The sequence below is a fragment of the Oricola sp. genome (assembly GCF_022763245.1).
Lineage (GTDB): Bacteria > Pseudomonadota > Alphaproteobacteria > Rhizobiales > Rhizobiaceae > Oricola.
Genome location: NZ_JALEGV010000043.1, coordinates 279,804 through 305,309, shown reverse-complemented (window position 1 = coordinate 305,309; position 25,506 = coordinate 279,804). Strand labels below are relative to the sequence as shown.

23 protein-coding genes and 1 riboswitch are annotated in these 25,506 nt (G+C 65.7%); of the genes, 14 read left to right on the top strand and 9 right to left on the bottom strand.

The window, feature by feature from the left end:
• Positions 1-2 precede the first annotated feature (2 nt).
• On the bottom strand, positions 3-1,892 hold the full coding sequence (locus tag MRY80_RS26745) for a caspase family protein (protein WP_293294937.1): 1,890 nt from the start codon (positions 1,890-1,892) through the stop codon (positions 3-5).
• A 404-nt stretch (positions 1,893-2,296) separates the two neighbouring features.
• Here MRY80_RS26745 and MRY80_RS26740 point away from each other — a divergent pair, with 404 nt between their 5' ends.
• The gene (locus MRY80_RS26740) at positions 2,297-3,466 is read left to right on the top strand and encodes a peptidoglycan-binding protein (protein ID WP_293294863.1); all 1,170 of its coding nucleotides are present in this window, start codon (positions 2,297-2,299) and stop codon (positions 3,464-3,466) included.
• A 29-nt stretch (positions 3,467-3,495) separates the two neighbouring features.
• Here MRY80_RS26740 and MRY80_RS26735 read toward each other — a convergent pair whose 3' ends face one another.
• Positions 3,496-4,266 carry a GntR family transcriptional regulator gene (locus MRY80_RS26735; RefSeq protein WP_293294861.1) on the bottom strand — a complete coding sequence of 257 codons (771 nt, stop codon included), beginning with the start codon at positions 4,264-4,266 and terminating at the stop codon, positions 3,496-3,498.
• Positions 4,267-4,554: 288 nt separating this feature from the next.
• Between MRY80_RS26735 and MRY80_RS26730 the strand changes: the two genes are divergently transcribed.
• The 8 genes from MRY80_RS26730 to MRY80_RS26695 all read left to right on the top strand — a co-directional run bounded on the left by MRY80_RS26730 (position 4,555) and on the right by MRY80_RS26695 (position 13,481).
• The gene (locus MRY80_RS26730; RefSeq protein WP_293294859.1) at positions 4,555-5,568 is read left to right on the top strand and encodes an aldo/keto reductase; all 1,014 of its coding nucleotides are present in this window, start codon (positions 4,555-4,557) and stop codon (positions 5,566-5,568) included.
• A gap of 245 nt (positions 5,569-5,813) precedes the next feature.
• Positions 5,814-6,866, top strand: a complete 1,053-nt coding sequence (locus tag MRY80_RS26725; protein WP_293294858.1) for a carbohydrate kinase family protein — start codon at positions 5,814-5,816, stop codon at positions 6,864-6,866.
• A gap of 14 nt (positions 6,867-6,880) precedes the next feature.
• Positions 6,881-7,453: a TIGR00725 family protein gene (locus tag MRY80_RS26720; RefSeq protein ID WP_293294857.1), complete on the top strand. Its 573-nt coding sequence runs from the start codon at positions 6,881-6,883 to the stop codon at positions 7,451-7,453.
• A 121-nt stretch (positions 7,454-7,574) separates the two neighbouring features.
• Complete coding sequence (locus MRY80_RS26715) at positions 7,575-8,582, top strand: BMP family ABC transporter substrate-binding protein (protein ID WP_293294855.1); 1,008 nt, start codon at positions 7,575-7,577, stop codon at positions 8,580-8,582.
• Positions 8,583-8,605: 23 nt separating this feature from the next.
• Positions 8,606-10,186 carry an ABC transporter ATP-binding protein gene (locus tag MRY80_RS26710; RefSeq protein WP_293294853.1) on the top strand — a complete coding sequence of 527 codons (1,581 nt, stop codon included), beginning with the start codon at positions 8,606-8,608 and terminating at the stop codon, positions 10,184-10,186.
• Complete coding sequence (locus tag MRY80_RS26705) at positions 10,183-11,460, top strand: ABC transporter permease (RefSeq protein ID WP_293294851.1); 1,278 nt, start codon at positions 10,183-10,185, stop codon at positions 11,458-11,460. Before MRY80_RS26710 ends, MRY80_RS26705 begins: the two co-directional genes overlap by 4 nt.
• Positions 11,457-12,380 (top strand): ABC transporter permease, encoded by a 924-nt coding sequence (locus MRY80_RS26700; RefSeq protein ID WP_293294849.1) that lies wholly within the window; start codon positions 11,457-11,459, stop codon positions 12,378-12,380. The genes MRY80_RS26705 and MRY80_RS26700 overlap by 4 nt, the downstream gene beginning before the upstream one ends.
• Before the next feature lie 48 nt (positions 12,381-12,428).
• Positions 12,429-13,481: an aromatic ring-hydroxylating dioxygenase subunit alpha gene (locus MRY80_RS26695; protein WP_293294847.1), complete on the top strand. Its 1,053-nt coding sequence runs from the start codon at positions 12,429-12,431 to the stop codon at positions 13,479-13,481.
• Between the two features lie 23 nt (positions 13,482-13,504).
• On the opposite strand, the gene MRY80_RS26690 is transcribed toward MRY80_RS26695, so the two are convergent.
• From MRY80_RS26690 to MRY80_RS26670, 5 genes are read right to left on the bottom strand one after another with little or no spacing between them, the layout of a single operon-like run.
• Entirely contained in the window at positions 13,505-14,179 is a 675-nt protein-coding gene (locus tag MRY80_RS26690) for an ABC transporter ATP-binding protein (RefSeq protein WP_293294846.1), read from the bottom strand.
• Complete coding sequence (cbiQ, locus tag MRY80_RS26685; protein ID WP_293294844.1) at positions 14,166-14,960, bottom strand: cobalt ECF transporter T component CbiQ; 795 nt, start codon at positions 14,958-14,960, stop codon at positions 14,166-14,168. The genes MRY80_RS26690 and cbiQ overlap by 14 nt, the downstream gene beginning before the upstream one ends.
• Before the next feature lie 3 nt (positions 14,961-14,963).
• On the bottom strand, positions 14,964-15,569 hold the full coding sequence (locus MRY80_RS26680) for a cobalt ABC transporter permease (RefSeq protein WP_293294843.1): 606 nt from the start codon (positions 15,567-15,569) through the stop codon (positions 14,964-14,966).
• Positions 15,566-16,189, bottom strand: coding sequence for a cobalt transporter CbiM (gene cbiM / locus MRY80_RS26675; protein WP_293294841.1), 624 nt, complete (start codon positions 16,187-16,189; stop codon positions 15,566-15,568). Before cbiM ends, MRY80_RS26680 begins: the two co-directional genes overlap by 4 nt.
• A gap of 11 nt (positions 16,190-16,200) precedes the next feature.
• Positions 16,201-16,995 (bottom strand): DUF4198 domain-containing protein, encoded by a 795-nt coding sequence (locus MRY80_RS26670; protein WP_293294839.1) that lies wholly within the window; start codon positions 16,993-16,995, stop codon positions 16,201-16,203.
• Between the two features lie 154 nt (positions 16,996-17,149).
• A riboswitch (cobalamin riboswitch) is annotated at positions 17,150-17,361 on the bottom strand.
• 184 nt (positions 17,362-17,545) lie between these two features.
• Here MRY80_RS26670 and cydD point away from each other — a divergent pair.
• The 5 genes from cydD (at position 17,546) to cydX (ending at position 23,944) form a co-directional block, all read left to right on the top strand.
• A complete protein-coding gene (gene cydD / locus MRY80_RS26665; RefSeq protein WP_293294837.1) occupies positions 17,546-19,243 on the top strand; it encodes a thiol reductant ABC exporter subunit CydD in 1,698 nt (565 codons plus the stop codon).
• Complete coding sequence (gene cydC, locus MRY80_RS26660; RefSeq protein ID WP_293294835.1) at positions 19,240-20,931, top strand: thiol reductant ABC exporter subunit CydC; 1,692 nt, start codon at positions 19,240-19,242, stop codon at positions 20,929-20,931. The genes cydD and cydC overlap by 4 nt, the downstream gene beginning before the upstream one ends.
• A gap of 91 nt (positions 20,932-21,022) precedes the next feature.
• Positions 21,023-22,633, top strand: a complete 1,611-nt coding sequence (locus tag MRY80_RS26655; RefSeq protein WP_293294834.1) for a cytochrome ubiquinol oxidase subunit I — start codon at positions 21,023-21,025, stop codon at positions 22,631-22,633.
• Between the two features lie 5 nt (positions 22,634-22,638).
• Positions 22,639-23,799 (top strand): cytochrome d ubiquinol oxidase subunit II, encoded by a 1,161-nt coding sequence (gene cydB, locus MRY80_RS26650; RefSeq protein ID WP_293294832.1) that lies wholly within the window; start codon positions 22,639-22,641, stop codon positions 23,797-23,799.
• A gap of 19 nt (positions 23,800-23,818) precedes the next feature.
• Complete coding sequence (cydX, locus tag MRY80_RS26645) at positions 23,819-23,944, top strand: cytochrome bd-I oxidase subunit CydX (protein WP_293294830.1); 126 nt, start codon at positions 23,819-23,821, stop codon at positions 23,942-23,944.
• 98 nt (positions 23,945-24,042) lie between these two features.
• Here the strand turns inward: cydX and MRY80_RS26640 are convergent, their stop codons facing one another.
• The gene (locus tag MRY80_RS26640) at positions 24,043-24,531 is read right to left on the bottom strand and encodes a bacterioferritin (RefSeq protein ID WP_293294828.1); all 489 of its coding nucleotides are present in this window, start codon (positions 24,529-24,531) and stop codon (positions 24,043-24,045) included.
• A 45-nt stretch (positions 24,532-24,576) separates the two neighbouring features.
• Positions 24,577-25,446, bottom strand: coding sequence for an MBL fold metallo-hydrolase (locus MRY80_RS26635; protein WP_293294826.1), 870 nt, complete (start codon positions 25,444-25,446; stop codon positions 24,577-24,579).
• Between the last annotated feature and the right edge of the window lie 60 nt (positions 25,447-25,506).

Below are 25,506 nucleotides of genomic sequence, written 5' to 3'. Positions count from 1 at the left end.
CGTCAGGTCTTTCCAAGCCGGGCCAGGCTTTCCTTGGCGGCTTCGTTGCCCTGCGCCGCGGCCTTCCTGTAGAGTTCGACGGCCTTGTCGATGTCTTTGGCGACACCGAAGCCTTGTTCATACATCGAGGCCAGGTTGGCCTGGCCGAACATGTTTCCCTGGTCGGCCGACTTGCGATACCACTTGGCGCCTTCCGCGTTGCTCTGCTCCACGCCCAGCCCCTTGCGGTACATGTAACCGAGGTTGACCTGAGCGTCCGAGTCGCCCTGGGCCGCCGCCTTGCGGTACCATTTAACGGCCTCCGCGTAATTGCGCCCGACCCCGCGCCCTTCCCGATACATCGTGCCGAGATTGGACTGGCTGCCCGAAACGCCCTGCTCGGCAGCCAAGCGGTACCATCTGACGGCTTCTGTCTCGCTCTTCTCGACGCCGTGGCCCTGCTCATACATCCAGCCCAGATGAAATTGGGCGTAGGGATGGCGTTGTTCGGCTGCCTTGCGGTACCAGATCACCGCCTGCGCGTCGTCGCGCCTCAAACCCTGGCCGTTCGCATAGGCGACGCCGAAATTGAATTGTGCCTGCGCGTTGCCCAGGGCAGCGGCGACCCGATACCATTTCACCGCTTCCACGTCGTCCTTCTCGACGCCCAGCCCCGCCGCATACAGCGCCCCGATATTCGTCATAGCCGCGGCATATCCACCCGCGGCAGCGACACGGTATTCCTGCAGCGCGGCGGAATAGTCCTTCTTGGCATGATAGGTTCGACCGAGCTGGTAGCGCGTGGTGAGGTCGTTCGGAAAAGCCTTCGCGGCGCGCCAACACGCCAGCAGCGCCTCACCGATGTCTTGCTCGAACTCCTCATAGTTTCGACCCGGAGCCCGGGCGCCCTTGTCAACGGGCGAAGCCACCAGGCGATCGCAGGTGTCTCGGGCCGCCATGCCCTCGGCCTTTTCCGCGCTTTTCTCCTCATCCTTGGAAAGCGCATCGATCCGCCGCATGGCGAGGGCGTCATAGAAGGCGTTCCTTTCGCCGAACTGTTTGCGAAAGGCCTGCAGCAATCCGACGTCGTCGCTCTTCTCCACCATGCTCCAGGCCGCGACGACCGTCTCGACCGAAACGCTGGGAGCAGGCGTCCGGACGATGGGCACCGGCGTGGGCGTGGGCGACTGCGTCGCACTGAGGAAGATCGCGGTGCCCGGCAGCGACCCGTATTCGGCCGGCCGCTGCTGCCGCCCCGTGTGTTGCAACACGCTGTCGCGGACCTTGCCGAACAGGATGCGGATTTCCACGCCGGGCTCTTCGATGTGCTCGAGCAGGGCCTGCGTATACGGGCTGTTGCGGCCGTTGCCGTCGTCGGCCGTTGTTCCGGCCGCGGCGGAATAGGCGATGAGCATGCCGCCGCCTTCCGGTTCGACCCGCTTGAAACCCCTCCCGATCGACCGGCTCGGCGAGGTCAGTTCCATCGCCTGGGCGAACGGGTTATTGCGGCAGGCGTCGAGGATCACGAGCTTGACGCCGTTCGCGCGGGCAACCGCGTCCATCACCTTCTCGATCTCGAAGGCCTCGTAGCTGAGGTCCAGATCGGTGGCCAGTTGCGCATCCGTCGGGATCAGGTAGTTCCGGCCGCCGACTTCCATGCCGTGACCGGCGAAGAAGACGACCGCCATGTCGGCACCGGCGGCCTTGCGGCTGAATTCACGCAGGGCGCGGCGCATGCCCGCAAAGGTGAGATCGTGATGCTTGTCGACGTCGAATTGGAGGCGCGAAAGGGCGGCCGCGACATCGTCGGCGTCGTTGAGCGGGTTTTGAAGGCGCGCTTCCTGGCGGTAATCCGCATTGCCGATCACCAGCGCGACGCGGCGTTCCGCAAACGCGGACGCTGCGCACGACATCGCGAGAACGATCGCCGCCAAGAGGACGAAAGCTCCAGCCTTGGCGCGCGACAAAGTTACGGACATCCCCCTCGACCCCCCATGTTTCCCGGCTGATCCGACGCCAGACCAAAGGACATGCCGGATTGCTCCGAACGCTAACGCATGGAGAGAATTCGAACAAGCAACCCAATGCAAAGCCCCCTTCCCCACATTGGGAGACCTTCCCAACCGCCCGGAAATACAGTCACGGGTTCGCGGACCGACGAGTTTGCTTGCACTTGCGGACTGAACCGCCGGAATACGGTGCAATTCGCCCGATCGTTCGGTCATCACGACCGTTTGACCTCATTGACGATTGTCAAGACGGGCATAGTAATGTCCAAGGGGCTTGAAACGATTTGCATCGCAATCCCGGAGGCACCATGCGCGGAGACTGGCTCGTCGAAACGAAACGCTTGCGGGGAATAAAGCGATTGCTCGCCTCCGCGCTCTTCACGGCCATGGTCGCTGCCCCGGCAGCCGCGCAGAACGCGCCGGCCGACGAGACAACGACCGACACCGCCGAAACGCCCGGCGTGATCGATCTCGCTCCGAATGCCGACACGGAATGCGTGCAGGGCGCAAGCTGCCTTCTGGACGTGCGAATCGAGAATCTCGGCGATGCCGCATTTGCCGGCGCGGCCGGCCTGCGGGGCCGGTTCGATCCGGCGGTGACCGTTGAATCGGTGGACGGCGAAGATCGCGGCCTGCGATGCGAGACCACCGGCGAAGGCTCCTACGAGTGCCTTGGCAGCGCGCTGTCGATCGCGGCCGGCGATGCGAGCCATATTCAACTCGTCATTGACGTTCCGGCCGACATGGACGCGACGACCATCAGCCACACCAAGGAAATGATCTGGCCGGACGATGCCGTGCGTGACAAGTCGCCGCTCAATGACCGGCATGTGTCGACCATCGCCATGATCGATCCGGCCATGCTGCCCGCGATCGACCTCTCGATCGCCAATGCCGCCAGCGAAGACGAATGCGTCGCCGGGATCGACTGCCATTTCACGCTGACGGTGACGAATAACGGCCCGGCGATCTATGACGGTTCGATCGTGATCGCCGGCGAGGCAGACCCCGCTACCGCCACATTGACGAAAACAGATCCGGCGGACTGGACGTGCGGGTCGGCCGATGGCCGTTTCTCCTGCACGTCTGCGCGCCTCTCGCTGCTGCCCGACGACACGCGGTCACTGGAGATCGATTGGCTGGTCGAAGACGCAACCGGTGACACGCTGACCAGTTGCGCGACGGTCAGCCGTGCAGTGAAGAGCGATGTCGCCGCCGTGCAGCGCGCGCTCAACGAGGCCGGCTTCAATTCCGGCGTCGCGGACGGCATTGCCGGGCGCCGCACGCGGGCGGCGATCAGCGCCTATCAGGAAGCCAATGGCCTCCCCGTCACCGGCGCAATCGATGCGGCGCTGCTTGAAAGCCTGCTCGACGCCGAAGCGCCGGGCGACCTGGTCGCCGGGAACGATCGCGCCTGCACGACCGTGCAACTGGCCCCGCCACCGGCCGACGAGGCGGTCCAGACATCGGCCGAGTAGTCTCCCGGGCCGACGACCGGGAAACAGGGTCAGGGCGAGTCCGCTGACGCCGGATCGAAGCCGTTCGGCGGTTCGCCCACCGAGAGCGCGACGATGTCCAGGCGAAGGAGATGCTTCGCCAGATAGACCGGTTTTCCGTGGCGGCTGAGAACGGTGGTCAGGCTGGTGACCGGGTGATCGGCACGGGTGCGCGTGAAGCCCTTGCGCGACCCGCCGCCCGATGACGCCGCGGCCAGACGCCACAGCGTGGCCGTGCATTTCGAACGGAACTGCGGTCCTAGTGCGTTGAGAAGGGTCTGCGCCTCTCCGCCGCCATTGCCGTTCGCGAGCTGCGGCGGCATGCCGTCTTCGGTGCGCGGGATGATTTCCAGCGCCGAGACCGCCGGTTCGCCGCCGACCGAAAACAGGCACTCGCGATACAGAAGCGGCGTGGCCTCGTCGGTGAGTTCGAGCAGGGCCATGCTCCAGCTTGTCGGCTTGAGTTCGTCGCTTCGCACGATCTGGATGTCGAACGGAACCGCTGCGTGCAGCATGTCCTCCAGTGGCGCGTTGAAGGACGGCGGACGGGCAGACGGGCGCGCAAGCTGGCGGCGGCGCGGATCGACCCCACGCTCGATGAACCCATCTTCCTCCAGAAGCCGAAGCGCCTCGCGCAGAACCGTGCGGCTGACACCCAACTCGTTGGCGAGCTCGATTTCCGGCGGAATGAGATCACCCGGCCTGCCCTGCTTGCGCAGCGCCTCGACCAGCTGGTCGTAGACCTGGACCGACAGGGGGCGCCTGTCGCGAAGCGGTTTCATGCGCAATGGGGTCTCGACGGACATTCTATGCTGCCGGTGGTTGCGGAATGGAACGATGGCTGCCTTGGGGAGCAGACTGAAACGGAAGCGGGTTCAGCGCCATTCCTTGATCCTGCCGGTTCCTCCTCGCCAGTGTGCGGAAGCCCAAATTACGGCGGAGCGTGCGCGAATACAATCGTTTCAGCGGGGCTTTCAACCGATTATCCATTGTTGAACAATGAAATCTTATATGCTTTGCTCGTCGAAGTCTCAACCCGCCAAGCGCGGCCAACCGGACAAGGATTTCCGATGGAAATGAAAAGACTGGGTGCGACAGGCCCGATGGTATCGCGTTTCGGCTTCGGCACCATGTCGCTGCTCACCTCCCAGAGCCCGGCGGACGCCGCAAAACTGGTGCACAAGGCACTCGACGCCGGCATCAACCTCATCGACACCGCCGACATCTACGACAATGGCGCAGTCGAGAAAGCGCTGGGCGAAGTACTCGCGGGACGGCGCGACAAGGTCGTGCTGGCGACCAAGGTCGGACTTCCGATGCATGGCGACCTGAACCAGTCCGGCGGATCGCGGCGCTGGATCATGCAGGCGGTCGATGACAGCCTGCGCCGCCTGAAGACGGACTACATCGACCTCTACCAGTTGCACCGCCCCGATCCGAGAACGCCGGTCGAGGAGACAGTGGCCGCCTTCGACGCGTTGATCCGCGCCGGCAAGATCCGCCATGCCGGTTCGTCGGTGTTTCCGCCGGAACTTCTGGTGCAGAGCCAGTGGGCAGCCGAAAAGCTGGGCGCGACCGCATTCGCGAGCGAACAGTCGCCTTACTCCATCCTCGTCAGGGGCATCGAGCGCTCGGTTCTGCCGGTCTGCCAGCAATATGGCATGGGACTGCTTGCCTGGAGCCCGCTCAACGGGGGCTGGCTGACGGGCAAGTACCGGCGCGGCGCTCCGGCGCCCGAAGGATCGCGCGCCGCGTCCGGCAACCCGTTCGTGCGCGCCGATGACGCGGCCAAGCTGGACGCGACGGAGGCCCTGACGGCCATAGCGGAGACAGCCGGCCTGAGCCTCATGCAGATGAGCCTGGCCTGGACGCTCGAGCATCCGGGCGTCACCGCGACACTCCTCGGACCGCGCACCGCCGAACAACTCGACCAGCTCCTCTCGGCCGACGGCATCACGCTGGACACTGAAACGCTTGATGCGATCGACGCCGTGGTCGCGCCCGGGGAGTATGTGGATCCGCGCAATGCCGGCTGGGCCTGGCCGGGACTGGCGAAGGACCAACGTCGGTCACAGCGCGGCTGACCTCCTCGACACAAGATGATGATGCTCAAAGAGCGCGGGTCGGAACCCGCGCTTTTTTTGTATCCGGGTCGGTGTTTTCCACCTTCTCAGGAGCGGTTTTTCCCAGCGATTTCCGATGCCTGCACGAAAAATCCGGACGGCGAGTTTTATTGTTGGACAATGGACAATTCAGGTGTTTAAATCATGGGCATCCGAGAAACTGCACAATGATTGTGCAGCCTCTTTCATCGCACCAAAGAGACCCGATGCCTCCGCATTCCGCCAAACCCGTGCTTGCCGTTGCCGGCTCCTTCAGCATCGACGCGGTGCTGACCCAGGACGGGCGGCATGTCGTCGACAAGGTCGGCGGCAATGCGCTGTGGTCGGCGCTCGGGGCGATGATCGCCGGCAATGCGCCGAGGATCGTCACGGTGGTCGGCAACGACTATCCGCAGGATGTGCTGCGGGCGCTTGGCGACACCGGGATCGACACGAGCGCCGTTCGCCGTATCGAGCGGTCGCATCCGGTCCGCGTGACCTTTGCCCACCTGCCGGACGGTTCGCGACTGCAGCCCGTGCCGCAGGAGATGCTCCAGGCGCTACCGGAAGCAGACCGCGCGGCTTTCGTCGACACGACTTCCATGCCCGACGTGCTTCCGCTCGGCGCGCCGATCGAGTCCGACATTCCGGACGCATGGCTGCAAGAGGTCGATCACTGGCACATGCCGCTCCTCCCGCTGCAGCGCCATCGCTGCCTCGTTCACCGCCTGAAGGGCGGGCGCGGCAAGCTGCAGTCGGACTGTCCAGCGCGGTCAGACCTTCTTGGCGACGCGTTCTCGCGCCTCGCGGTGACGCTCGACGATCTCGATTTCTTCCTCCCCAGCACGTCGGATTTCGATGTGATCGCGCCCGGCGTCAGCGTGCACGAGATCCTGTTTCGGCTGAAAGCGCAGGGCGCGCGTGCCGTGGCGCTGAAGGCCGGCGGTGATGGCGTCTACATCCAGCGGCGCGGTGAGTTGTTCCACATGCCCGCGCATGAGGGCACGGTCGTCGATCCGACAGGCGCGGGCGACGCGTTCTGCGGCGGCTTCATGACCGGAATGGCCGCGACAGGCGACATGCTCCACGCCGCCGCACTGGGATCAGCCGCGGCATCCTTTGCGATCGCGACGGAAGATCCGCTCGCCCTGATCGGCGTGGATCATGACGAAGTGCGGCAACGGGCTCTGGACCTGCAATCCATGGCCCGGCGGATCGATGCCGAAACGCCGGCGACGCAGCGCGCCGGGGCCGGCGCCCCTGCCGCGATCAACGAGTAGAAAGCGAGAACGCGATGCTGACCATCGGAGTGATCGGACGCAGCGCCCGCCCAGGGGAAACACTCCCCGAAGCCGTGTCGAAGGCCGCCTATGAAGTGGGGCGCGGCATCGCGGAGGCCGGTGCGGCTCTCGTCGGCGGGGGCACGGGCGGCGTCATGGAGGAATCCTGCCGCGGCGCGCGCGACGGCGGGGGCCTGACCGTCGGGTTCCTGCCCTATGCCGACAAGAGCAAGGCCAACCCCTATGTCGATCTCGTCTTTCCAACCGGCATGGGAACGGTGCGCAACATCCTGACCGCGCGCGGCTGCGACAGCCTCATCATGATCGGCGGAGGCGTCGGCACGCTGAACGAAGTCACCATTGCCTATGATTCCGGCGTACCGCTCGTTGTTCTGGAAGGCACGCTCGGCTGGGCCGACCGCCTGCGCGGCGCGATCGAGGACGGCAAGTGGCTCGACGAACGCCGCGTGGTCGCCATCAGCTTCGCATCCACGCCCGAGGAAGCGGTCTCGATCGCGCTCGCGCGCGCCACAGAGCCGCGGCAGGGCACGCGCCTGGAGGCGCATACGGGGTGGGCCGGACAATGAGCCGCACCGCAAGGCATCCGATTTCGCATATCCCTCTCCCTCACCAGCCCAGGAGCACATGACCATGACTGCACCTACGAAAAGAACGACACTCTCGACACGCAGGCGCTTCGGAGCCCTGATGGGTTCGGCTGCGCTCGTCGCGCTGAGCCTCGGCGCGTCCAATCCGGCTTCGGCCGAGGACTACATCTGGTCGATGGTCACCAATACGGCCGGCCTCGGCGACCAGGGCTTCAACGACCTGGCCAAGATCGGCGTCGAGGCGAGCGTCGAGAAACTGGGCGGCAAGGAGCTCGTCATCCAGTCGGCCAACAAGTCGCAGCTGGTCCCGAACCTGAAGCAGGCCATCGACAGCGGCTCGACCGTGACCACCGGCGTCGGCTTTGGCATCCGTGACGCGCTGACCGAGGTCGCCATCGCCAATCCGGACGCGAAGTTCACGCTGATCGACGCCGTCGCGGTCGACAAGGACAAGAACCCGCTGCCGAACGTCGCCAGCGTCACCTTCCGCGAGCATGAGGCCGCGTTCCTCTCCGGCATCGCCGCCGCGATGACCACCAAGGGCAGCCGCGTCGGCTTCATCGGCGGCATCGAAACGCCGCCGGTCGTCCGCTTCCTGTCCGGCTTCGAGGCGGGCCTGCGCTACGTCAATCCCGACATCCAGGTCTCCGTCGCCTATGTCGGCTCCTTCACCGAGCCGGCCAAGGCCAAGGAACTCGCGCTCGGCATCTACGACCTCGGCGCGGACCTTATCATGGACGTCGCCGGCGGCGGCGGACGCGGCATCTTCGACGCCGCCAAGAGCATGGGCGACGGCTACTGGGTTATCGGCGTCGATACCTGCAAGGGCCAGTTCGCGCCCGACAACTTCCTTACCTCCGCGGTCAAGGACGTGTCCGGCGCGGTCGTCTTGGAGAACACCAAGGCCGCCGAGGGCAGCTTCGAGGGTGGCGCCGTCAGCCTCGGCTTGAAGGAAGGCGCCGTGGGGCTGTGCCAGGACAATATCGACACGCTGTCGGCCGACATCATGGCAAAGGTCGAAGCCGCGACCGCATTGATCCTCGACGGTTCGATGACCGTGCCGTCGAACGAGGAAGAGCTGAAATCCTTCCAGCCGGCAGGCGACTGATGAGTGCGGGCTTCGAGGCGATAATGACAAAAGACGACGCCTCGCGGTCCGAGCTCACGCCGGCGGCCATCCGGCTCTCCGGCGTGAGCAAGCATTTCGGCCCGGTCAAGGCGAACCGCTCCATCGACCTGACGGTGCAACCCGGATCGGTCCACGGCCTGCTCGGCGAGAATGGCGCGGGCAAGTCGACGCTGATGAAGATCCTCTTCGGCATGATCCGCCCCGACGCAGGGCGGATCCAAATCGCCGGAGAGGAGGTCATGCTCAGGTCTTCGGCCGATGCGCTGGCGCATGGCATCGGCATGGTACAGCAGCACTTCAGCCTGATCGGCAAACTGACGGTCGCCGAAAACCTGATCCTCGGTCGCGGCAGCAAGGGGTTCGCGGCGCGATGGTTGCGTCCGCTCGACCTGGAGGCGGCGAGCCGCCGGGCCGTCGACCTCTCCGAACGGCTCGGTTTCGGGATCGATCCGTCCGCCCGCTGCGAAACGCTGTCCGTCGGCGCGCGGCAGAAGGTGGAGATCCTGAAGGCCCTTTGGGGCGGCGCGACGACGCTGGTGCTCGACGAGCCGACGGCGGCGCTTTCGCCCCCCGACGCCGAAGAACTTTACGCGCTTTTGCAGAACCTGCAGCGCGACGGCACGACCATCGTGCTGATCAGTCACAAGATGCCTGAGATCATGCGCCTGTGCGACCGCGTCACGGTGCTGCGCGACGGAGCGGTCGCCGGCGAGGCCGAGATCCCGCGCGCATTCGCCGATGCGGAACAGAGACAAGCGCTCGAGGCGCGGCTGGTGCGGCTGATGATCGGCCGCAACAAGCCCGAAGTGCCCTCGCGCTCGCATCACATCTGGCCGACTGTACTCTCTGTCCGCAAGCTTTCCGACGGCGACCGGTTCGGGCCGGTCGACCTCGACGTGCATGGCGGAGAGATCCTTGCCGTCGTCGGTGTGGAGGGCAACGGACAGTCGCAATTCGTGGACCTGCTGATCGGTCTGACGAAAGCGAAGCAGGGCGGCATCGCACTCGACGATTGCGACATCACCGGCATGACGACGCTCCAGCGCTTCCAGTGCGGCATCGCGCATATTCCGGAGGATCGCCACCGCCTTGCGGTCGCCGACGCGATGAGCGTCATCGACAACGCTTCCATCGGCTTCATCGACGGCGCCCCCTTCGCGCCGACGCCCTTCTGGCTGTCGCGCAAACGGCGGGGTCGTTTCGCGACCGGTATCGTCAAACGCCAGCGGGTTCGCGCCTCCTCCGTCGAAGCGCCTGTCGCCAGCCTTTCGGGCGGCAATCAGCAGAAGCTGGTGGTCGGGCGCGAATTGTCGCGCGCGCCCCGACTGATGATCGCCGCCCAGCCGACCCGCGGTCTCGACATCGGATCGACCGCCGCCGTCCACGAGGCGCTGATCGGACTGCGCGACGCTGGCGGCGGCGTTCTGCTGCTCAGCCTGGACCTGAACGAGGTCTTCACCATCGCCGACCGGATCGTCGTGTTCCGCCAGGGCCGCATCGTCGGCGAAACGACCACCGCCAATGCCGACATCGACCAGATCGGCCGCTGGATGTCCGGCGTCGATCAGGAAAGCAAGCCATGACGATCGACACCACAGCCCCGACATCCGATCTCGCTTCCAGGCGCCAGACGCGCATGGACCCGGTCGCCATGGCCGACGCGATGGGCACCGCCGGCGATGAGACCCGGTCTCCGGCGCCGCAACAGGTGATGCCGCGCCTGATCGCGCATTTTCACCGGGCCTCCGGCCATTTCGGCGGCCAGGTTCTGACCTTCATTCTCACCATCGCTGCGGCGCTGGTCGCCTCCGTGCCGATGATCTGGCTGGCCGGCTCCGACCTCTGGCTGACGACGACCGCCTTGTTCGGCGGCGCGCTCGGCAGCGGCCCGGCGATCGCGGAAACGATGGTGCAGATGATCCCGCTCCTGATCGCGGGCCTCGCCGTGGCCGTCGCCTTCCATGCGAGCCTCTTCAACATCGGCGTGGAAGGACAGCTTCTCTTCGGCGGCCTTGTCGCCGGCATTGTCGGCGCCACCGTCAATCTGCCGCCTGTCCTGCTGATGATCGCCTGCATCCTCGCCGGCATGATTGGCGGCGCCTTGTTCGCGTTGATCCCGGCGCTGCTGAAGGCCTATCGCGGCGCGCATGAGGTCGTCACGACGATCATGATGAATTTCGTCGCGGTCGCCGTGTCCGAATATGCCGTGGCCCCGAGCGGTCCGTTCGTGGCGTCCGACCAGCCTTCGGCGACGGACCGCGTGCCGGAAGGCACGCAGTTGCCGATCATCTGGGACGGCACGCGGCTGCATGCCGGCCTTCTCGTCGCGCTCGCGGCCGTGGCGATCGTGACATGGGTTCTGTACCGGACGCCGATCGGCTTTCGGCTGCGGCTGATGGGCGCCAACCAGGGCGCGGCGCGCGCCAGCGGGGTCTCCATCGAACGCATGACCATTCTCGCGCTACTCGCCTCCGGCGCGCTGGGCGGACTGGCGGGTGCCGTTCAGGTTCTCGGCGTCTATGGCCGCTTTTACTCGGCCTTCTCGCCGGGTTACGGCTTCGACGCGATCGCGGTCGCCCTTCTCGGCGCACTCTCGCCGATCGGCGTCGTCGCTTCGGGCTTCTTCTTCGCCGTTCTGCACGCGGGTTCGGTGCCATTGCAGGCAATCGCCGGGATCAGCCGCGAGATGGTCGGTGTCGTTTCCGGACTGGTCGTCGCCTTCGTCGCCGCCCAGCCGGCGATGCTCAGGCTCTGGTCCGGCTGGCGCAAACCGGCCGTCGACGACAGGGCCATCGAAACCGGGGCCGAGACGCCGCCGGCCGCTGAAAAGACCGCAAGCATGGAGATGCCGTCATGAGCCACCTTCTGACGATTTCGCTCGTGATCAGCGCGCTGCATCTCGCACTGCCGATCCTGATGCCAATGCTGGGCGGCCTGATCAGCGAGCGCAGCGGCGTCATGAATATCGGCCTCGAAGGCATGATGCTGATCGGCGCCTTCTCGGCCGTGCTGGTGACCTATTTCACCGGCAGCCCCTGGCTCGGCCTGGTCGGCGCACTTTGCTCCGGCGTCCTGTCGGGCAGCGCATTGGCGCTGATGACGGTGACGTTGCGCGGCGACCAGGTCGTGGCCTCGGCGGCCATCAACCTGATCGGGGCGGGCCTGACGGCGGCGCTCATCCCCGTGATCTGGGACATTGACGGGCTGACGCCGAGCGTCGCGAAGATCCCCTCGATCCATGTGCCCTTTCTGGAGGACCTGCCCGCGGTCGGCCGCATCTTCCGGTCGCTCAGCCTGGTCGATTACATCTGCTTCGCGCTTGTCTTCCTCGTCTGGTGGGTGCTGTTCCGCACCGATGCCGGGCTGCGCATCCGGGCCTGCGGCGAGTCCGCCGAATCCGCCGATGTCGCGGGCATCGCCGTTGTGCGGACGCGCTTCTTCGCGGTCGTATCCTCCGGTGTTTTCGGCGCGCTGGGCGGTGCCTATCTGTCGATCGTCACGCTCGACATGTTCCAGGCTTCCATGACCCAGGGACGCGGCTTTCTCGCGCTGGCGGCGATGGTGTTCGGCAAATGGCGGGTCTGGCCGGGTGCGCTCGCTTGCATCGCCTTCGGCTTCGCCGACGCGATCGCCCTGCGCGCGCAAATTCTCTGGCGCGGCATTCCGCATGAATTGCTGATCGCCCTGCCCTATGTCCTCGCTCTCTTCGCGCTTGCGACCTTTGTCGGCCGCGCGTCGGGACCCGCGGGTGTCGGCAAGCCGTTCACGCGAGCCTGACGTGGCGTCGCCCATGAGACCCAACACGTTCAAAGACAGGAGCATGCCATGCTGGTAAGCGAAGTCCCCGCCTTCAAGGAGTACTGGTATCCGGTCGCCTACTCGGCGGACATCGCCGACAAGCCCCGCGCCGTTCGTCTGCTCGGCGACAACTACGTCGTCTGGCGCGGCACGGACGGCTCGCTTGGATGCGCGGTCGACGAATGCCCGCACCGCGCCGCCCGGCTTTCGCAGGGCTGGCTGGAAAACGGCGAGATCGTCTGCCCCTATCACGGCTGGGCCTTCAACACGTCGGGCGCATGCACGCGCATTCCGCAGCAGGACGACGACATGCCGATCCCGCCTAAGGCGCGCACGCTGTCCGTTCTGATCGCCGAGCGCTACGGGCTGGTGTGGATCTGCGCCGGCATGCCGCGCGCCGACATTCCGCATCTGCCGGAAGCGGACGATCCCTCCTTCACGCTGATGCACGAACTGATGGAAGTCTGGACGACATCCGCGCCGCGCGTCATCGACAACGCCCTCGACCTCGCGCATGTCGCCTGGACGCATCGCAACACCATCGGCGACACGTCGAACTCGAAGTTCCTCAGCTACGAGATCCAGCGCGACGGCCACAAGCTGACGTCGCGCGTCAGCTACAAGGCGCGCCTGACCGACGCGCTGAAGGCCAATACCGGCCTGACCGGCGAAGGCTTCACGGTGCGCGTCACCAACAACGAACTGGTCCAGCCCTTCGTCTACAAGGACGTGATGGAATATGAGAACGGGCTTCGGCACGTGTTGTTCAAAACCGCAACGCCGGTCGACGACACGCACACGCTGTTCTGTCAGTTCATCGCGCGCAATGACGATCCCGACGAGTCCAAGAGAGCCGGGATCATCGCGCTCGACCGGCAGATCCAGAGCGAGGACCGCGAGTTGCTCAACAACATTCGTCCGGAATTCCCGCTGGACACCCGCACGGAGATGCATACGCGGGCGGACCGGATGACCGTGGAATACCGCAAGATCCTCGCCGAATTGGCACGCGAGAACTCTTCCGTCACGCCGGACGCCGAGTGGGCGCGCCCGTTCATGCGCAAGCAGGCGGCCGAATAGGCTGCCGCCTTTTCGGCGCCCGGTCAGACGGCGTTGCGACAGACAGGGTCCGGCTCGGCCAGCTTGCCGTCGGCCAGGCGCAAGGTGCGTGTCGCGATCTTCCGGCGAAAGTGCGGATCGTGCGACACCACCACCATGGCCTGGGGCAGCGCCAGAAGGATTTCCGTCAGGCGATGCTCGTTGGTTTCGTCGAGCGCATTGGTCGGTTCGTCGAGGAGCAGGACATCCGGCTCCATCGCGAGAACCGACGCCAGAGCGATCAGGCGCTTTTCGCCGCCGGAGAGCTTGTGGGTGATCCGGTCGCGAAACGCCAGCAGGTCGAGTTGACGCAGCACCGTCTCGACGATCTCCAACGCCTCCTCGCGTGACTTGCCGAGATTGAGCGGTCCGAAGGCGATGTCTTCGGCCACAGTCGGACAGAAGAGTTGATCGTCGGCGTCCTGGAACACGAGGCCGGCGCGCCGGCGCACCTCGTGATAATCCGCTTCCGCCCTACGCTCCTGCCCGAAGGCGATAATCCGGCCCGCCGACGGCGCCAGCAAGCCGACCATGATCCGGAGGAGCGTGGACTTGCCCGCCCCGTTATGGCCGGTGATGCAGAGCCGCTCACCCTCAGCCAAGGCCAGGGCAGCACCGTCCAGCACCGGCGGATGACCGGGATAGGCGAAGCGGATGTCGGAGAGTTCAAACAAGGACATGCGCGAGCTCCATTGCGGCGAGCATGACAATCACGCCGCCCATCGCCACCGCGAACGCGGCGTCGCGACCGGTCAGTTCGAATTTCGCGAGCAGCGGGATCGTTCCCGTGAAGCCGCGGCATTTCATGGCGTCGAGAATGCGCTCGGAACGCTCAAGCGCGCGAACCAGCATCATGCCGACCAGATAGCCGAAGCTGCGATAGGTGTGCATCGAACTGGTTGGCCGAAACCCGCGCGCCTTCATCGCCATGCGAAGCCGGGAGTATTCCGCGTGCAGCACCTCGATGTATCGAATGGTGAACAGGAGCAGGTGCACCAGCGCGGCCGGCACGCGCAGCGCATGCAGCGCGTGGCCCAACGTCACGGGTTCCATCGTGCCGACGAGGACCATCAGCATCAGGATGACGGCATTGGCCTTGAGCGCGATCGCGATCGCCTTGAAGAGCCCTTCCCAACTCGCTTCCAGGCCCCACAGCGTGAAGACCGGCTCGCCGGGCATGGTGAAGGGCAGCAGGACCAGCATGAAGATGATGAAGCTGTCCATCGCCGCCATGCGTTTCAGCGTCCGGCCGACCGGCAGTTGCATCGCCAGCATCACGCCGACGGAAACGGCGAGCCCGAGGATCAGCACGGGCATCCAGTTGCAGGCGACAACAACGACCGCGAAGGCCGCTGCGGCGACGATCCGCAGCCGCGGATCGATCGCGCCCATGAAACCGGCCGCGGTCGAGACGGCGCTTGCGCCCAGTGTCTTTTCGCTGCCTGTGAGGACGTGGCCCATGTCTCAGCCCTGCACCTTGCGCCGCGCGGCGAGATAGAAACCCAGCCCGAACAGCCCGGCGATGTAGCCGATCCCGCCCAGGATCGTCTGGAAGTCGTTCTTCTCCTTGTAGGCGGCGATCTCGCGACGCAGCGACCGCGTTTCGTCGCGCACGGCTTCGGCGATGGCCTCGCGCTCCTCGTCGGTCAGCGAGGCGACCGTGACGGCGCCGGCGAGCGCATCCGGCGCAGGGTCTTCGGCCGCGACCCCGGCCTTCGCCGGTTTCTTCTCCGGCGCGGCCTTGCCCATGATCCTGGCGACTTCGGCTTCCTCCATCGCCACCTCCGCGACATGGCCGGCGCCGAGATTGGCCTTGAAGACATGCTTCACGTCTGCCGCCGGCCTGTAGGTGAAGAACCCGTCTTCGTCGGTGCGCGTTTCACCGAGCCGATTGCCCTCGCCGTCGAACACCTCGACCAGCGCATCGACGGCCATGTCGCCGTTGGAAAAGCCGATCTCGCCTTCGATCACGTCACCGCTGGCAAAGACCGACGCGATGACCTTGTGGGCATGCGCCGGCGTGACGAGAAGCAGCATCGTCAGCGCGAAAAACGGAAAACGGGACTTCATGACATACCTCCCGGCGCGTCGAGCACGCCAAACAGTTCCGGCTTGACCCTGCGGGCCAGATAGACGGCGGCTGCCGTAAGCAGCGCTTCGATGGCCATCACCGGGATATGGGCGAAGAAGACGAGCTTGGCCGCCGGCAGGAACTCCTCGCCAGACAAGGCGAGCGCGATCGCGACAGCCCCGGTGGTCAGCGCGATCGCGAGACCGCCCCCAATGCCGCCCCAGATTGCGGCCGCCATCGGAGAAACAGACCGCACGCCGGCCCGGCAGACGAAATGCACGATGACGGCGGGCAACGCGATGTTGAGCGTGTTGACGCCGAGCACCGTCAGGCCGCCGAACCCGAAGAAGACCGCCTGCAGCAGCAGGCCGACAAACAATGCGGGAAAGGCGGCCCAGCCGAGGACGAGCCCGGCAAGGCCGTTCATGATGAGATGGACGGAAGACGGGCCGATGGGCACGTGAACCAGCGAGGCGACGAAGAAGGTGGCCGAAAGCACGCCTGCGGCCGGGATCTTCTCCATCGGGAGCTTGCGCAGCCCCAGGGCGATGCCTCCGACGGCAAGGAGCGTGCCGCCGATGACCACCGGGCTTGAAAGCGCGCCGTCAACGATATGCATCGGCCCCGCCCCTATTCGATGTCGTAGGCGCGGATCCAGATCACCGCGTCCTGGCTGAGTTCCTTGCCCTCGTATTCCGTCCGAGGGCCGGTGCCGAGCGCAGCGAAGCCCCAATAGCCGGCCTTCGGAATGCCGAAGGTGAAATAGCCGTCATCATCCGACATCGCGACGACCGTTCCCCCCGGCATCGGGCTGGCGACCGGCTCCTTCGGCGTGTTGGCCGCCATGTCCGGCTCGGCGGCCATGTACTCGATCTCGATTTCCGCTCCGGCGACAGGTTCGCCATTCGACAGAACGCGCCCGGTGAAAGTGGAACCAGTGATGATGTTGGTTGGCCTGTTGAGCGGCAGGATCTCCGTCTCCAGCCCTTGCGGCTCCATCCAGTCGGTCGGCAGTTCGTTGCGGTTGAGATAGGCCTTCGTGACCTGCTGGATGTAGAGGTCCTCGCTTTCCTCGTAATAGGGCGCGGGATTGAGAACCAGCACGTAGTCGCCGGACCGCTTGACCGGGACAGAGGCGTCGTAGGCGGCGGCTGCATTCTGTGCGCCGGTGAAGGTCGCCTCCTTCAGCGTGTCCATCAGGTCGATCTTCTCGCCGCGATGCACGGCGAAGAATTCCAGCGGCGTTCCCATGTCCATGACATGGCCGTTTTCGAAGGGATGCCAGAAGATCAGCTTCAGCGGCACGTCGCCGGCGGCTTCGATCTGCGGGGTCTCCGCGTAGACAAGCTGGAAATGCGCCTGTGCGGCCGAGGCCGTCAGGCAGACTGCGGCCAACGAAGCCGCCATTTTCTTTGGAAGTTGCATGTGTCGTCTCTCCAGTATTCCCGCCACAGCGGGGTTTTCGGAAAGGACAACAGGGAAAGTTGGCGCCAAGCCGGGCCTGAGCAAAATGAGATTCCGCCTGCCCGTCTTACCGCCAGACGCTCACCCCGGCGTCCGGTCACGGTTGTGGATGCGGCAAAGCATCCGTTGCGAGGGCAGGTCTCCTGGCTCGCGGGTCAACGCTTTCGCCCACCTTCCCGGCCGCAAGGCCAGTGGCTTTCGGGCGATCGCTCTCCGCTTACAGTTGCGGGGGCAGCCACGGTTTTGGTCCCTAATGGGTACGCCTCACCGTGTTCCCTTTTAATGCCTGGCGTTCAACGCCCGGCAACCTATCGCGCAGTTTGTGTCCCGCATTCGGGCCGCGCTTGTCAAGCGGTTTGCTGACCGGCGAACATGCCGCATTGCCACGCATGCGTGTGCCGGGCACATGACAAGCGCGCGGCTGGAAGCGCTCGTTTGATCGAGATCATGGGACGCGTTGGCAACGGGATTATTGATGTATTTGAAATGCACCAATAAGACGTCACCCTGAATGAACGAGACCGAGGAAGAACGGAAGGCGAGAGGCGCTGCGCGGCTGGCCGCAATGCTTGCGCCGGTGCGCGGAAAGCTCGCGCTGGCCTCGTTTCTGTCGGTGCTTGCGGCCCTGCTGTGGATTGCCCAGGCGGGCATCGTCGCCATGCTGCTGGGTGCCCTGATCGCCGGAGAACGGGCCTTGCTCGGACCATGGGCGGAAAGCGCGGCCTTCCTGGCGATCGGCGTGCTGCGCGCGGGGCTTTCCTCCGTTGCCGGCCGCCTCGCCTTCCTCGCGTCCGAGGACGCGATCGCGCACGAGCGGGCCGCCCTCCTGTCCGCGCAAAGCCGCCGATCTCCGATCGCGACCGGGCGCTTTTCCTCGGCCGAGATCGCCAGCCTCGCCGCCGACAAGCTGGACCTCGTCGCGCCTTATCTGACACGCTACGCACCGGCGATGACGCGCACACGGATCGTGCCGCTGGCGATCCTCTCCGTGTCGTTCCCCTTCTCCTGGACGGCCGCTTTCATCCTGCTCGTCGCCGGACCGCTGATCCCGGTCTTCATGGCTCTCGTCGGCCTTGCAGCGCGCGACGCCAGCGAGAAGCAGATGCAGGAAATCGGCTCGATGAACGCGCTCCTGATGGAGCGCATTCGAGCGCTGACCGACCTGCGCCTGCTGGACGCGACGGGGCGCACCGTCGCCGATTTCCAGGCGTCTGCCGACAGCCTCCGCCGCCAGACGATGGACGTGTTGCGCATCGCGTTCCTGTCCTCGACTGTGCTGGAACTGTTCTCGGCAATCGGCGTGGCACTGATCGCCGTCTATGTCGGTTTCGCGCTGATCGGCGAACTGGGTTTCGGAGCCTGGGCGACGCCGCTGACCGTCAGCGAAGGCATCTTCCTGCTGCTCCTGGCGCCGGATTTCTTCCAGCCGCTGCGGGACCTCGCCGCCGCCTGGCACGACAAGGCCGCGGCCCTCGCCGTGGCCGGCGAGATCGCAGACCTGGAGGCAGAGGCGAAGATCGACATTGTCGGGGAAGGCATGGACGGCACACCGCTGCCCGGGCCGGCCACCTTGCGTGTCGCCGCGCTGCGCTGGACGACGCCGAGCGGCCGCGAGATCCCCTTTCCCGATTTCGAGGCCGAAGCAGGCGCGACCGTCGCTCTGACCGGCCCTAGCGGCAGCGGCAAAACGACGCTGCTGGCGCTCCTCGCCGGGTTGGCGCCGGCCGCAGGCGGCACGATCACCGTGGCGGGCGAATCGCTCGACGACGCAACCGCCGATGCATGGCGCGCGCGATTGAGCTGGATCGGCCAGACGCCGCATTTCTTCACCGAAAGCCTGCGCGCCAACCTCCTGATGTCCGCGACGACCCGCGACGATGAGCGCTTGCATGACGCGCTGGCGCAGGCTTCGGCCGACGGCATCGTGTCGGCGCTGCCACGCGGGCTCGATACGCGGCTCGGCGAAACCGGTCACGGCGTGTCCGGCGGCGAGGCGCGGCGCCTTACGGTGGCGCGGGCGCTCAATTCGCACGCCGACATCGTTCTCGCCGACGAGCCGACCGCCGACCTGGATGCCGAAACGGCGGCGGCGGTCACGGAAGGCCTTCTGGCACTGGCGGCGCGCGGCGCGACGCTCATCGTGGCGACGCACGACATGGCGCTGGCGCGGCGGATGGACCGCATCGTCAGCCTGGAGACGCCGCAATGAGGGCGCTGTTTCCGATCGTCCGGCGCATCTGGGCGCAGGAATGGTGGTCGCTACTCCGTGGCGCCGCGCTCTCGGTCGTCGTTCTGGTCGCCGGCATTGCCCTGCTCGGCCTGTCGGGCTGGTTCATCACCGCCGCCGGCATCGCCGGGCTGGCCGGCGCCGGGTTGATGTTCGACATGTTCCGGCCGAGTGCCGGCGTGCGGTTCCTCGCGCTCGGGCGCACGGCGGCGCGCTATGGCGAACGCATCCTCACTCACGACGCGACGCTGCGCAGCCTTGCCCGGCTTCGGGTGCAACTGCTGGCGGGACTGGCGCGTTCGCCTTTCTCGCGCCTGCCGGCGCTCAGGGCCTCGGAACAGCTCAATCGCATCACCCGCGACGTCGACGCGCTCGACGGCATCGCCTTGCGCCTGTTCATTCCGATCGTGGCCGCGGTAACGACACTCGTGGCGACGGCGGCCGTGTTGTGGTTCCTCGTGGATCGCGCGCTCGTGGTCTGGCTCATCGCGAGCTACGTTCCGGGGGCGGCCGCAGCGCTGGGTTTCGTGGCCTGGCGCTCGCGTCGCCCGTCGCGGCGCAGCCGTCTCGCGCTCAATGCGTTTCGCATGCGCGTGGTCGATCTCCTGCAGGCGCGCACCGAGCTTGCCGTGTTCGGAAAGATTGGAGCGCGCGCCGCGCATGTCATGACGGCCGAAGAGCGGATGCGCGACAGCCTTGGCCAGATCGACCGGATGGAGCGCGCCGGCGGCTTCGTTCTTTCAGTGACGGAGACGATCGCGACGGCCGGTGCGCTGCTCGTCGGCGCCCTGCTCGCCGAACGCGGCGTCATCGATCCGGCACTTGCGGCGCTCGGCTTCTTCGCGACGCTTGCGCTCGCCGAGACGCTGGCCCCGCTGCGGCGCGGCATGGCGGAGATCGGTCGGATGACGGACGCCGCCAGGCGCGTCGAACGTATGCTGCAAACTCCCGACGCCGCACCTTCGAACAAGGCGTCTGTCCCAGCCTCCGCGCCTGCCTCGGATGCCGCTCTGTCGATGGATGACGTCTGCTTCACCCATGATGGCGCCGCCGCGCCGATCGTGGACCATTTCTTTCTTACGGTCGCACCGGGCGAGGCCGTGGCACTGGTCGGGCCGAGCGGCAGCGGCAAGACGACGATCCTGCAACTCGCCACCCGCATGGTCGCGCCCGACGACGGATCGATCGCGATCGGCGGGTTTCCCCTGGAAAACTGGAACGAGCCGGAGCTGCGCGGGGCCGTGACGCTGCTGCCGCAACGAAGCGCGCTCCTGAGCGGCAGCATCCGCGAGGCGCTGGCGCTGGCGAGGCCCGGCCTTGAGGATCGCGACGCTTGGGCGGTGCTGGCCGCGGTCGCCCTCGACACGGTGATCGCGGAACGTGGCGGGCTCGACAGCCGGCTCGGCGAGGCCGGTGCCGGCCTGTCGGGGGGTGAAAGCCGACGCCTCGCCCTCGCACGGGCGTTGCTGCGCCATCCGACGCTGCTGCTGCTCGACGAGCCGACCGAAGGTCTGGACCGCACGACGGCGAAGCGGGTGCTGGAGGGGATGCGCCGCTATCTGCCCGACGCGGCCATTCTCCTCGCCTCGCATCGCGCCGCCGAACGCGAATTCGTCGACCGGATCCACACGCTTTCGCCGGTCGGAGGCCAGCGCCACGGGTCGGATTGATTTGTGTCAATGTTTCGTGCGCGCGCAGCTGCGATCAGACGAAATGAAAACATGCACTGAAGATGCATGTTTATTTTGAAAGGAATGCAAGATGGAGCTCGATGTCGTTGAGCTGTCTCGCCTGCAATTCGCGATGACGGCGATGTATCATTTCCTCTTCGTCCCGCTGACCCTCGGACTGTCGATCATCGTCGCCATCATGGAGACGGTCTATGTCATGACCGATCGGCCGATCTGGCGTCAGATGACGAAGTTCTGGGGCACCCTGTTCGGGATCAACTTCGTGCTGGGTGTCGCCACCGGGATCACGATGGAATTCCAGTTCGGCATGAACTGGAGCTATTACAGCCACTATGTCGGCGACATCTTCGGCGCGCCGCTCGCCATCGAGGGCCTGATGGCCTTCTTCCTGGAGGCGACCTTCGTCGGGCTGTTCTTCTTCGGCTGGGACAAATTGTCCAAGGTGTCGCACATGGTCGTCGCCTGGCTGGTGGCCATCGGCTCCAACTTCTCGGCGCTGTGGATCCTCATCGCCAATGGCTGGATGCAGAACCCGGTCGGCGCGGAATTCAATCCGATGACGATGCGCATGGAGATGACCTCCTTCTACGAGGTGCTCTTCAACGAGGTCGCCCAGGCGAAGTTCGTGCACACCGTGTCGGCGGGCTATGTCACCGCCGCCGTCTTCGTGCTCGGCGTGTCCTCCTGGTACCTGCTGAAGGGCCGGCATGAGGAACTGGCGCGCCGCTCGATCGCGGTCGCCGCGAGCTTCGGCCTTGCTTCGGCGCTCTCGGTCGTCGTGCTCGGCGACGAGTCCGGCTATTCGGCCACCCACTCGCAGAAGATGAAGCTCGCCGCTATCGAGGCGATGTGGGAGACGGAGCCGGCGCCGGCGCAGTTCACGCTGTTCGGCATTCCCGACCAGGAAGCCCGCGAAACCAAATACGCGATCCACATCCCCTTCGCGATGGGGCTGATCGGAACGCGCTCGCTGACTACGGTCATTCCCGGCATCGACGAACTCGTCGAGACGGCGGAGGAGCGCATCCGCTCGGGCATGATCGCCTATGACGCACTCGTCACCATCCGCAACGAACGGGACGAGGCGCCGCAGGAGATCCGCGAGACCTTCGAGGAGCACAGCGCCGATCTCGGTTTCGCCTTCCTTTTGCGCCGCTATGTGGACGACCCGCGCCAGGCCACCGAGGAACAGATCCTCATGGCGGCCAACGACACCGTCCCGACGGTCTGGCCGCTGTTCTGGGCCTTCCGCATCATGGTCGGCCTCGGCTTCTCCTTCATCGCGGTGATGGCCTATTTCTTCTACCTCGCCTCCTTCAAGCGGATGCAGTTCCCGCGCTGGGCGCTGTTCTTCGGGGTCGCGATCATCCCGACGCCGTGGCTTGCCGCGGAGCTGGGCTGGTTCGTCGCCGAATTCGGGCGCCAGCCCTGGACGGTGGACGGCGTCCTGCCGACCGCGCTGTCCGTCTCGCATCTGAGCGTCGGAGACCTGCTCATCACGCTGGCCGGTTTCGTCACCTTCTACTCGGTGCTGTTCGTCATCGAGATGGGGCTGATGATCAAATACATCCGCAAGGGACCCTACATGGACGTCGCCGAAACGGATGCATGGATGGCCCGTCACGAACATCGCCTGCGCACCCATGACGGCAATGTGCCGGGCGCCCTTCCTGCGGAGTAAGACCCATGATCCTTCATGAACTCATCAGTTTCGAACTGCTTCGCGTCATCTGGTGGCTGCTGCTCGGCGTCCTGCTGATCGGCTTCGCGCTGACGGACGGTTTCGACATGGGCGTCGGGGCGCTATTGCCCTTCGTCGCCAAAACCGACACGGAGCGCCGCGTCACCATCAACACCGTCGGCCCGGTCTGGGAAGGCAACCAGGTCTGGTTCATCCTCGGCGGCGGGGCGATCTTCGCCGCATGGCCGCCGCTCTATGCGGTGTCCTTCTCGGGCTTCTACCTGGCAATGTTCGCCGTGCTGGCCGCGCTCATCCTGCGGCCGGTCGGGTTCAAGTACCGCTCCAAGCGCACCAGCGCCGCATGGCGGTCCGGCTGGGACTGGGCGCTGTTCGTCGGCGGCGCCGTGCCGGCGCTGATCTTCGGCGTCGCGGTCGGCAACGTCCTGCAGGGCGTGCCGTTCCGGCTGACCGAGGATCTGTTCCCGATCTACGAGGGCGCGTTCTACGCGAAGTTCCTCGGTCTGCTGAACCCCTTCGCCATCCTGGCCGGCGTGGTCTCCTTCGGCATGCTGCTGATGCATGGCGCCGCCTGGCTCGTCGTCAAGACCGACGGCGCGATCGCCGCCCGGGCGCGCGCCATCGGCACGTGGATGGGCCTCGTCGCGATGGCCGGCTTCGCGCTCGCCGGCGTCTGGCTCGCCTTCGGCATCGACGGATACACGCTTGTGGGTGCCGATGTGGCGGGGCATTCCAACCCGCTGCATTCGGAAGTGATCAAGGGCGGCAGCTGGCTTTCGGCCTACGGCGCGCGGCCGTGGATCGCGATCGCGCCGGTGCTCGGCTTCGCCGGCATGGCGATGGCCGTTCGCGCCCTGCGCTCCAGCGGCGAGGTCTCCGCGCTCCTGTGGTCGAAGCTCGGCATCCTCGGGGTCATCTCGACCGTCGGGCTGACCATGTTCCCGTTCATCCTGCCGTCCTCGATCGATCCGCGATCGTCGCTCACGGTCTGGGACGCATCATCCTCTCATCTGACGCTGTTCGTCATGCTGGTCGTGACCGTCATCTTCATGCCGATCATCCTTCTCTACACCGCCTGGGTCTACAAGGTGCTGTGGGGCAAGGTGACGGAGGAAGACGTGACGGCCAACAGCGACAGCGTCTACTGATCGCAAGGAGACAAACACCATGTGGTATTTCGCCTGGCTTCTCGGCCTGCCCGTCGCCGCCCTTTTCGCAGTCGTGAACGCGATGTGGCTGGAGTTGCAGCAGGACCGCCTGCTGACCGAGGAGGATACGCCTTCGGATCGCTGACCCGGCGCCTGAAGGACTTCGGACAGATGAAAACCCCGGGGGCGGACGCCCCCGGGGTTTTCTATCATCAAGCGTGGGCAAGCGCCCCGGCGAGGCGGTCAATCGTCCTCGTGTTCGCCCGGCGCGGAGATGTGCTTGGCGACATAGGCCGGCTCTCCCATGCGCCCGATCAGGTCGAGCTGCAATTCGAGCCATGACATGTGGCCCTCCTCGTCGAGCACGATCTTCTCGAACAGGACGCGCGATCCGATGTCGCCTTCCTCGGCGGCCTGACTGGCCGCCTCGGTGTAGAACTCGATCGCCTCCTTCTCGTCGGCCAGATCGGTCTCGAACATGTCGATCAGCGACTGCGCGCGGGCCGGCGGCTTGGCGAAGGCCAGTTCCGGGTTGCCCTTCAGGAACATGATGCGCTCGATATAGCCGTCGGAATGGCCGAGCTCTTCCTGCATTTCCTCGCGCATCTTGTCGGCGAGGCGGTTGATGCCCCAGTCGTCGAGCACATGCGCATGCAACTGATATTGATGCGCTGCGCTCAATTCCATGCTCAGGGCCTTCTGCAGATTTGCTAGTGTCTTCGTGTGCGCCATGGCGCATCTCCTTCCTTTTCTGGGTCGATCGGGCCGCGAACCGGTCTAGTTGAACCGGTTCAGCGGGATTTTCAAATAGGCGGCGCCATTGGCTTCGGGCTCCGGCAGGCGCCCGCCACGAATGTTGACCTGAAGCGCGGCCAGCATCAGCTTCGGCAAGGGCAGCGTGGCGTCGCGCTTGTCGCGCGTCGAAACATAGGCATCCTCGCCGACCCCGCCTTTCAGATGGATGTTGGCGGCCTTGTGTTCGCCAACCGTCGCCTCGCAGCGGGCCTCCCGGCCATCCGGCCGATAGTCATGGCCGACGAAGAGCCGCGTCTCGTCCGGCAGGGCGAGGATCGCCTGCAGGCTTCGATACAGTTCGTGCGAATCGCCGCCGGGGAAATCCGCCCGGCTGGTGCCGCTGTCCGGCATCATCAGCGTGTCATGCACGAAAGCCGCGTCACCGGCGACATAGGTGATCGACGCCATGGTGTGGCCGGGCGAGAACATGACGCGCACCGGAATGGTGCCGACCAGGAACACCTCGCCATCCCTGAACAGGTGGTCCCATTGGCTGCCGTCGGTCGGGAAGCCGTCCAGAAGGTTGTAGATGTCCTTCCAGAGCTTCTGCACCTTGACGACATGCTCGCCGATGCCGGCGGGCGCGCCAAGCTTCTCCTTCAGATAGGGAGCGGCGGAGAAATGGTCGGCATGCGGGTGGGTGTCGAGCACCCAGACGATTTCGATTCCGGCCTGTTCCACATAGTCCAGGATTGCGTCGGCGTTCCCGGTGCCGGTCGACGCCGAGCCGGGATCGAAGTCGAGCACCGGATCGACGATGGCGCCTTTCATGGTTTTCGGATCGTGGAACACATACTGCCAGCTTCCGGTCGGTTCGTCCCAGAAGCTCTCGACGATCGGCGAAACACTCATGTCAGTCTCCTTTCATTGTCATGGACCGAAACGCCCGGATCACGATCGCGATCCGGGCTC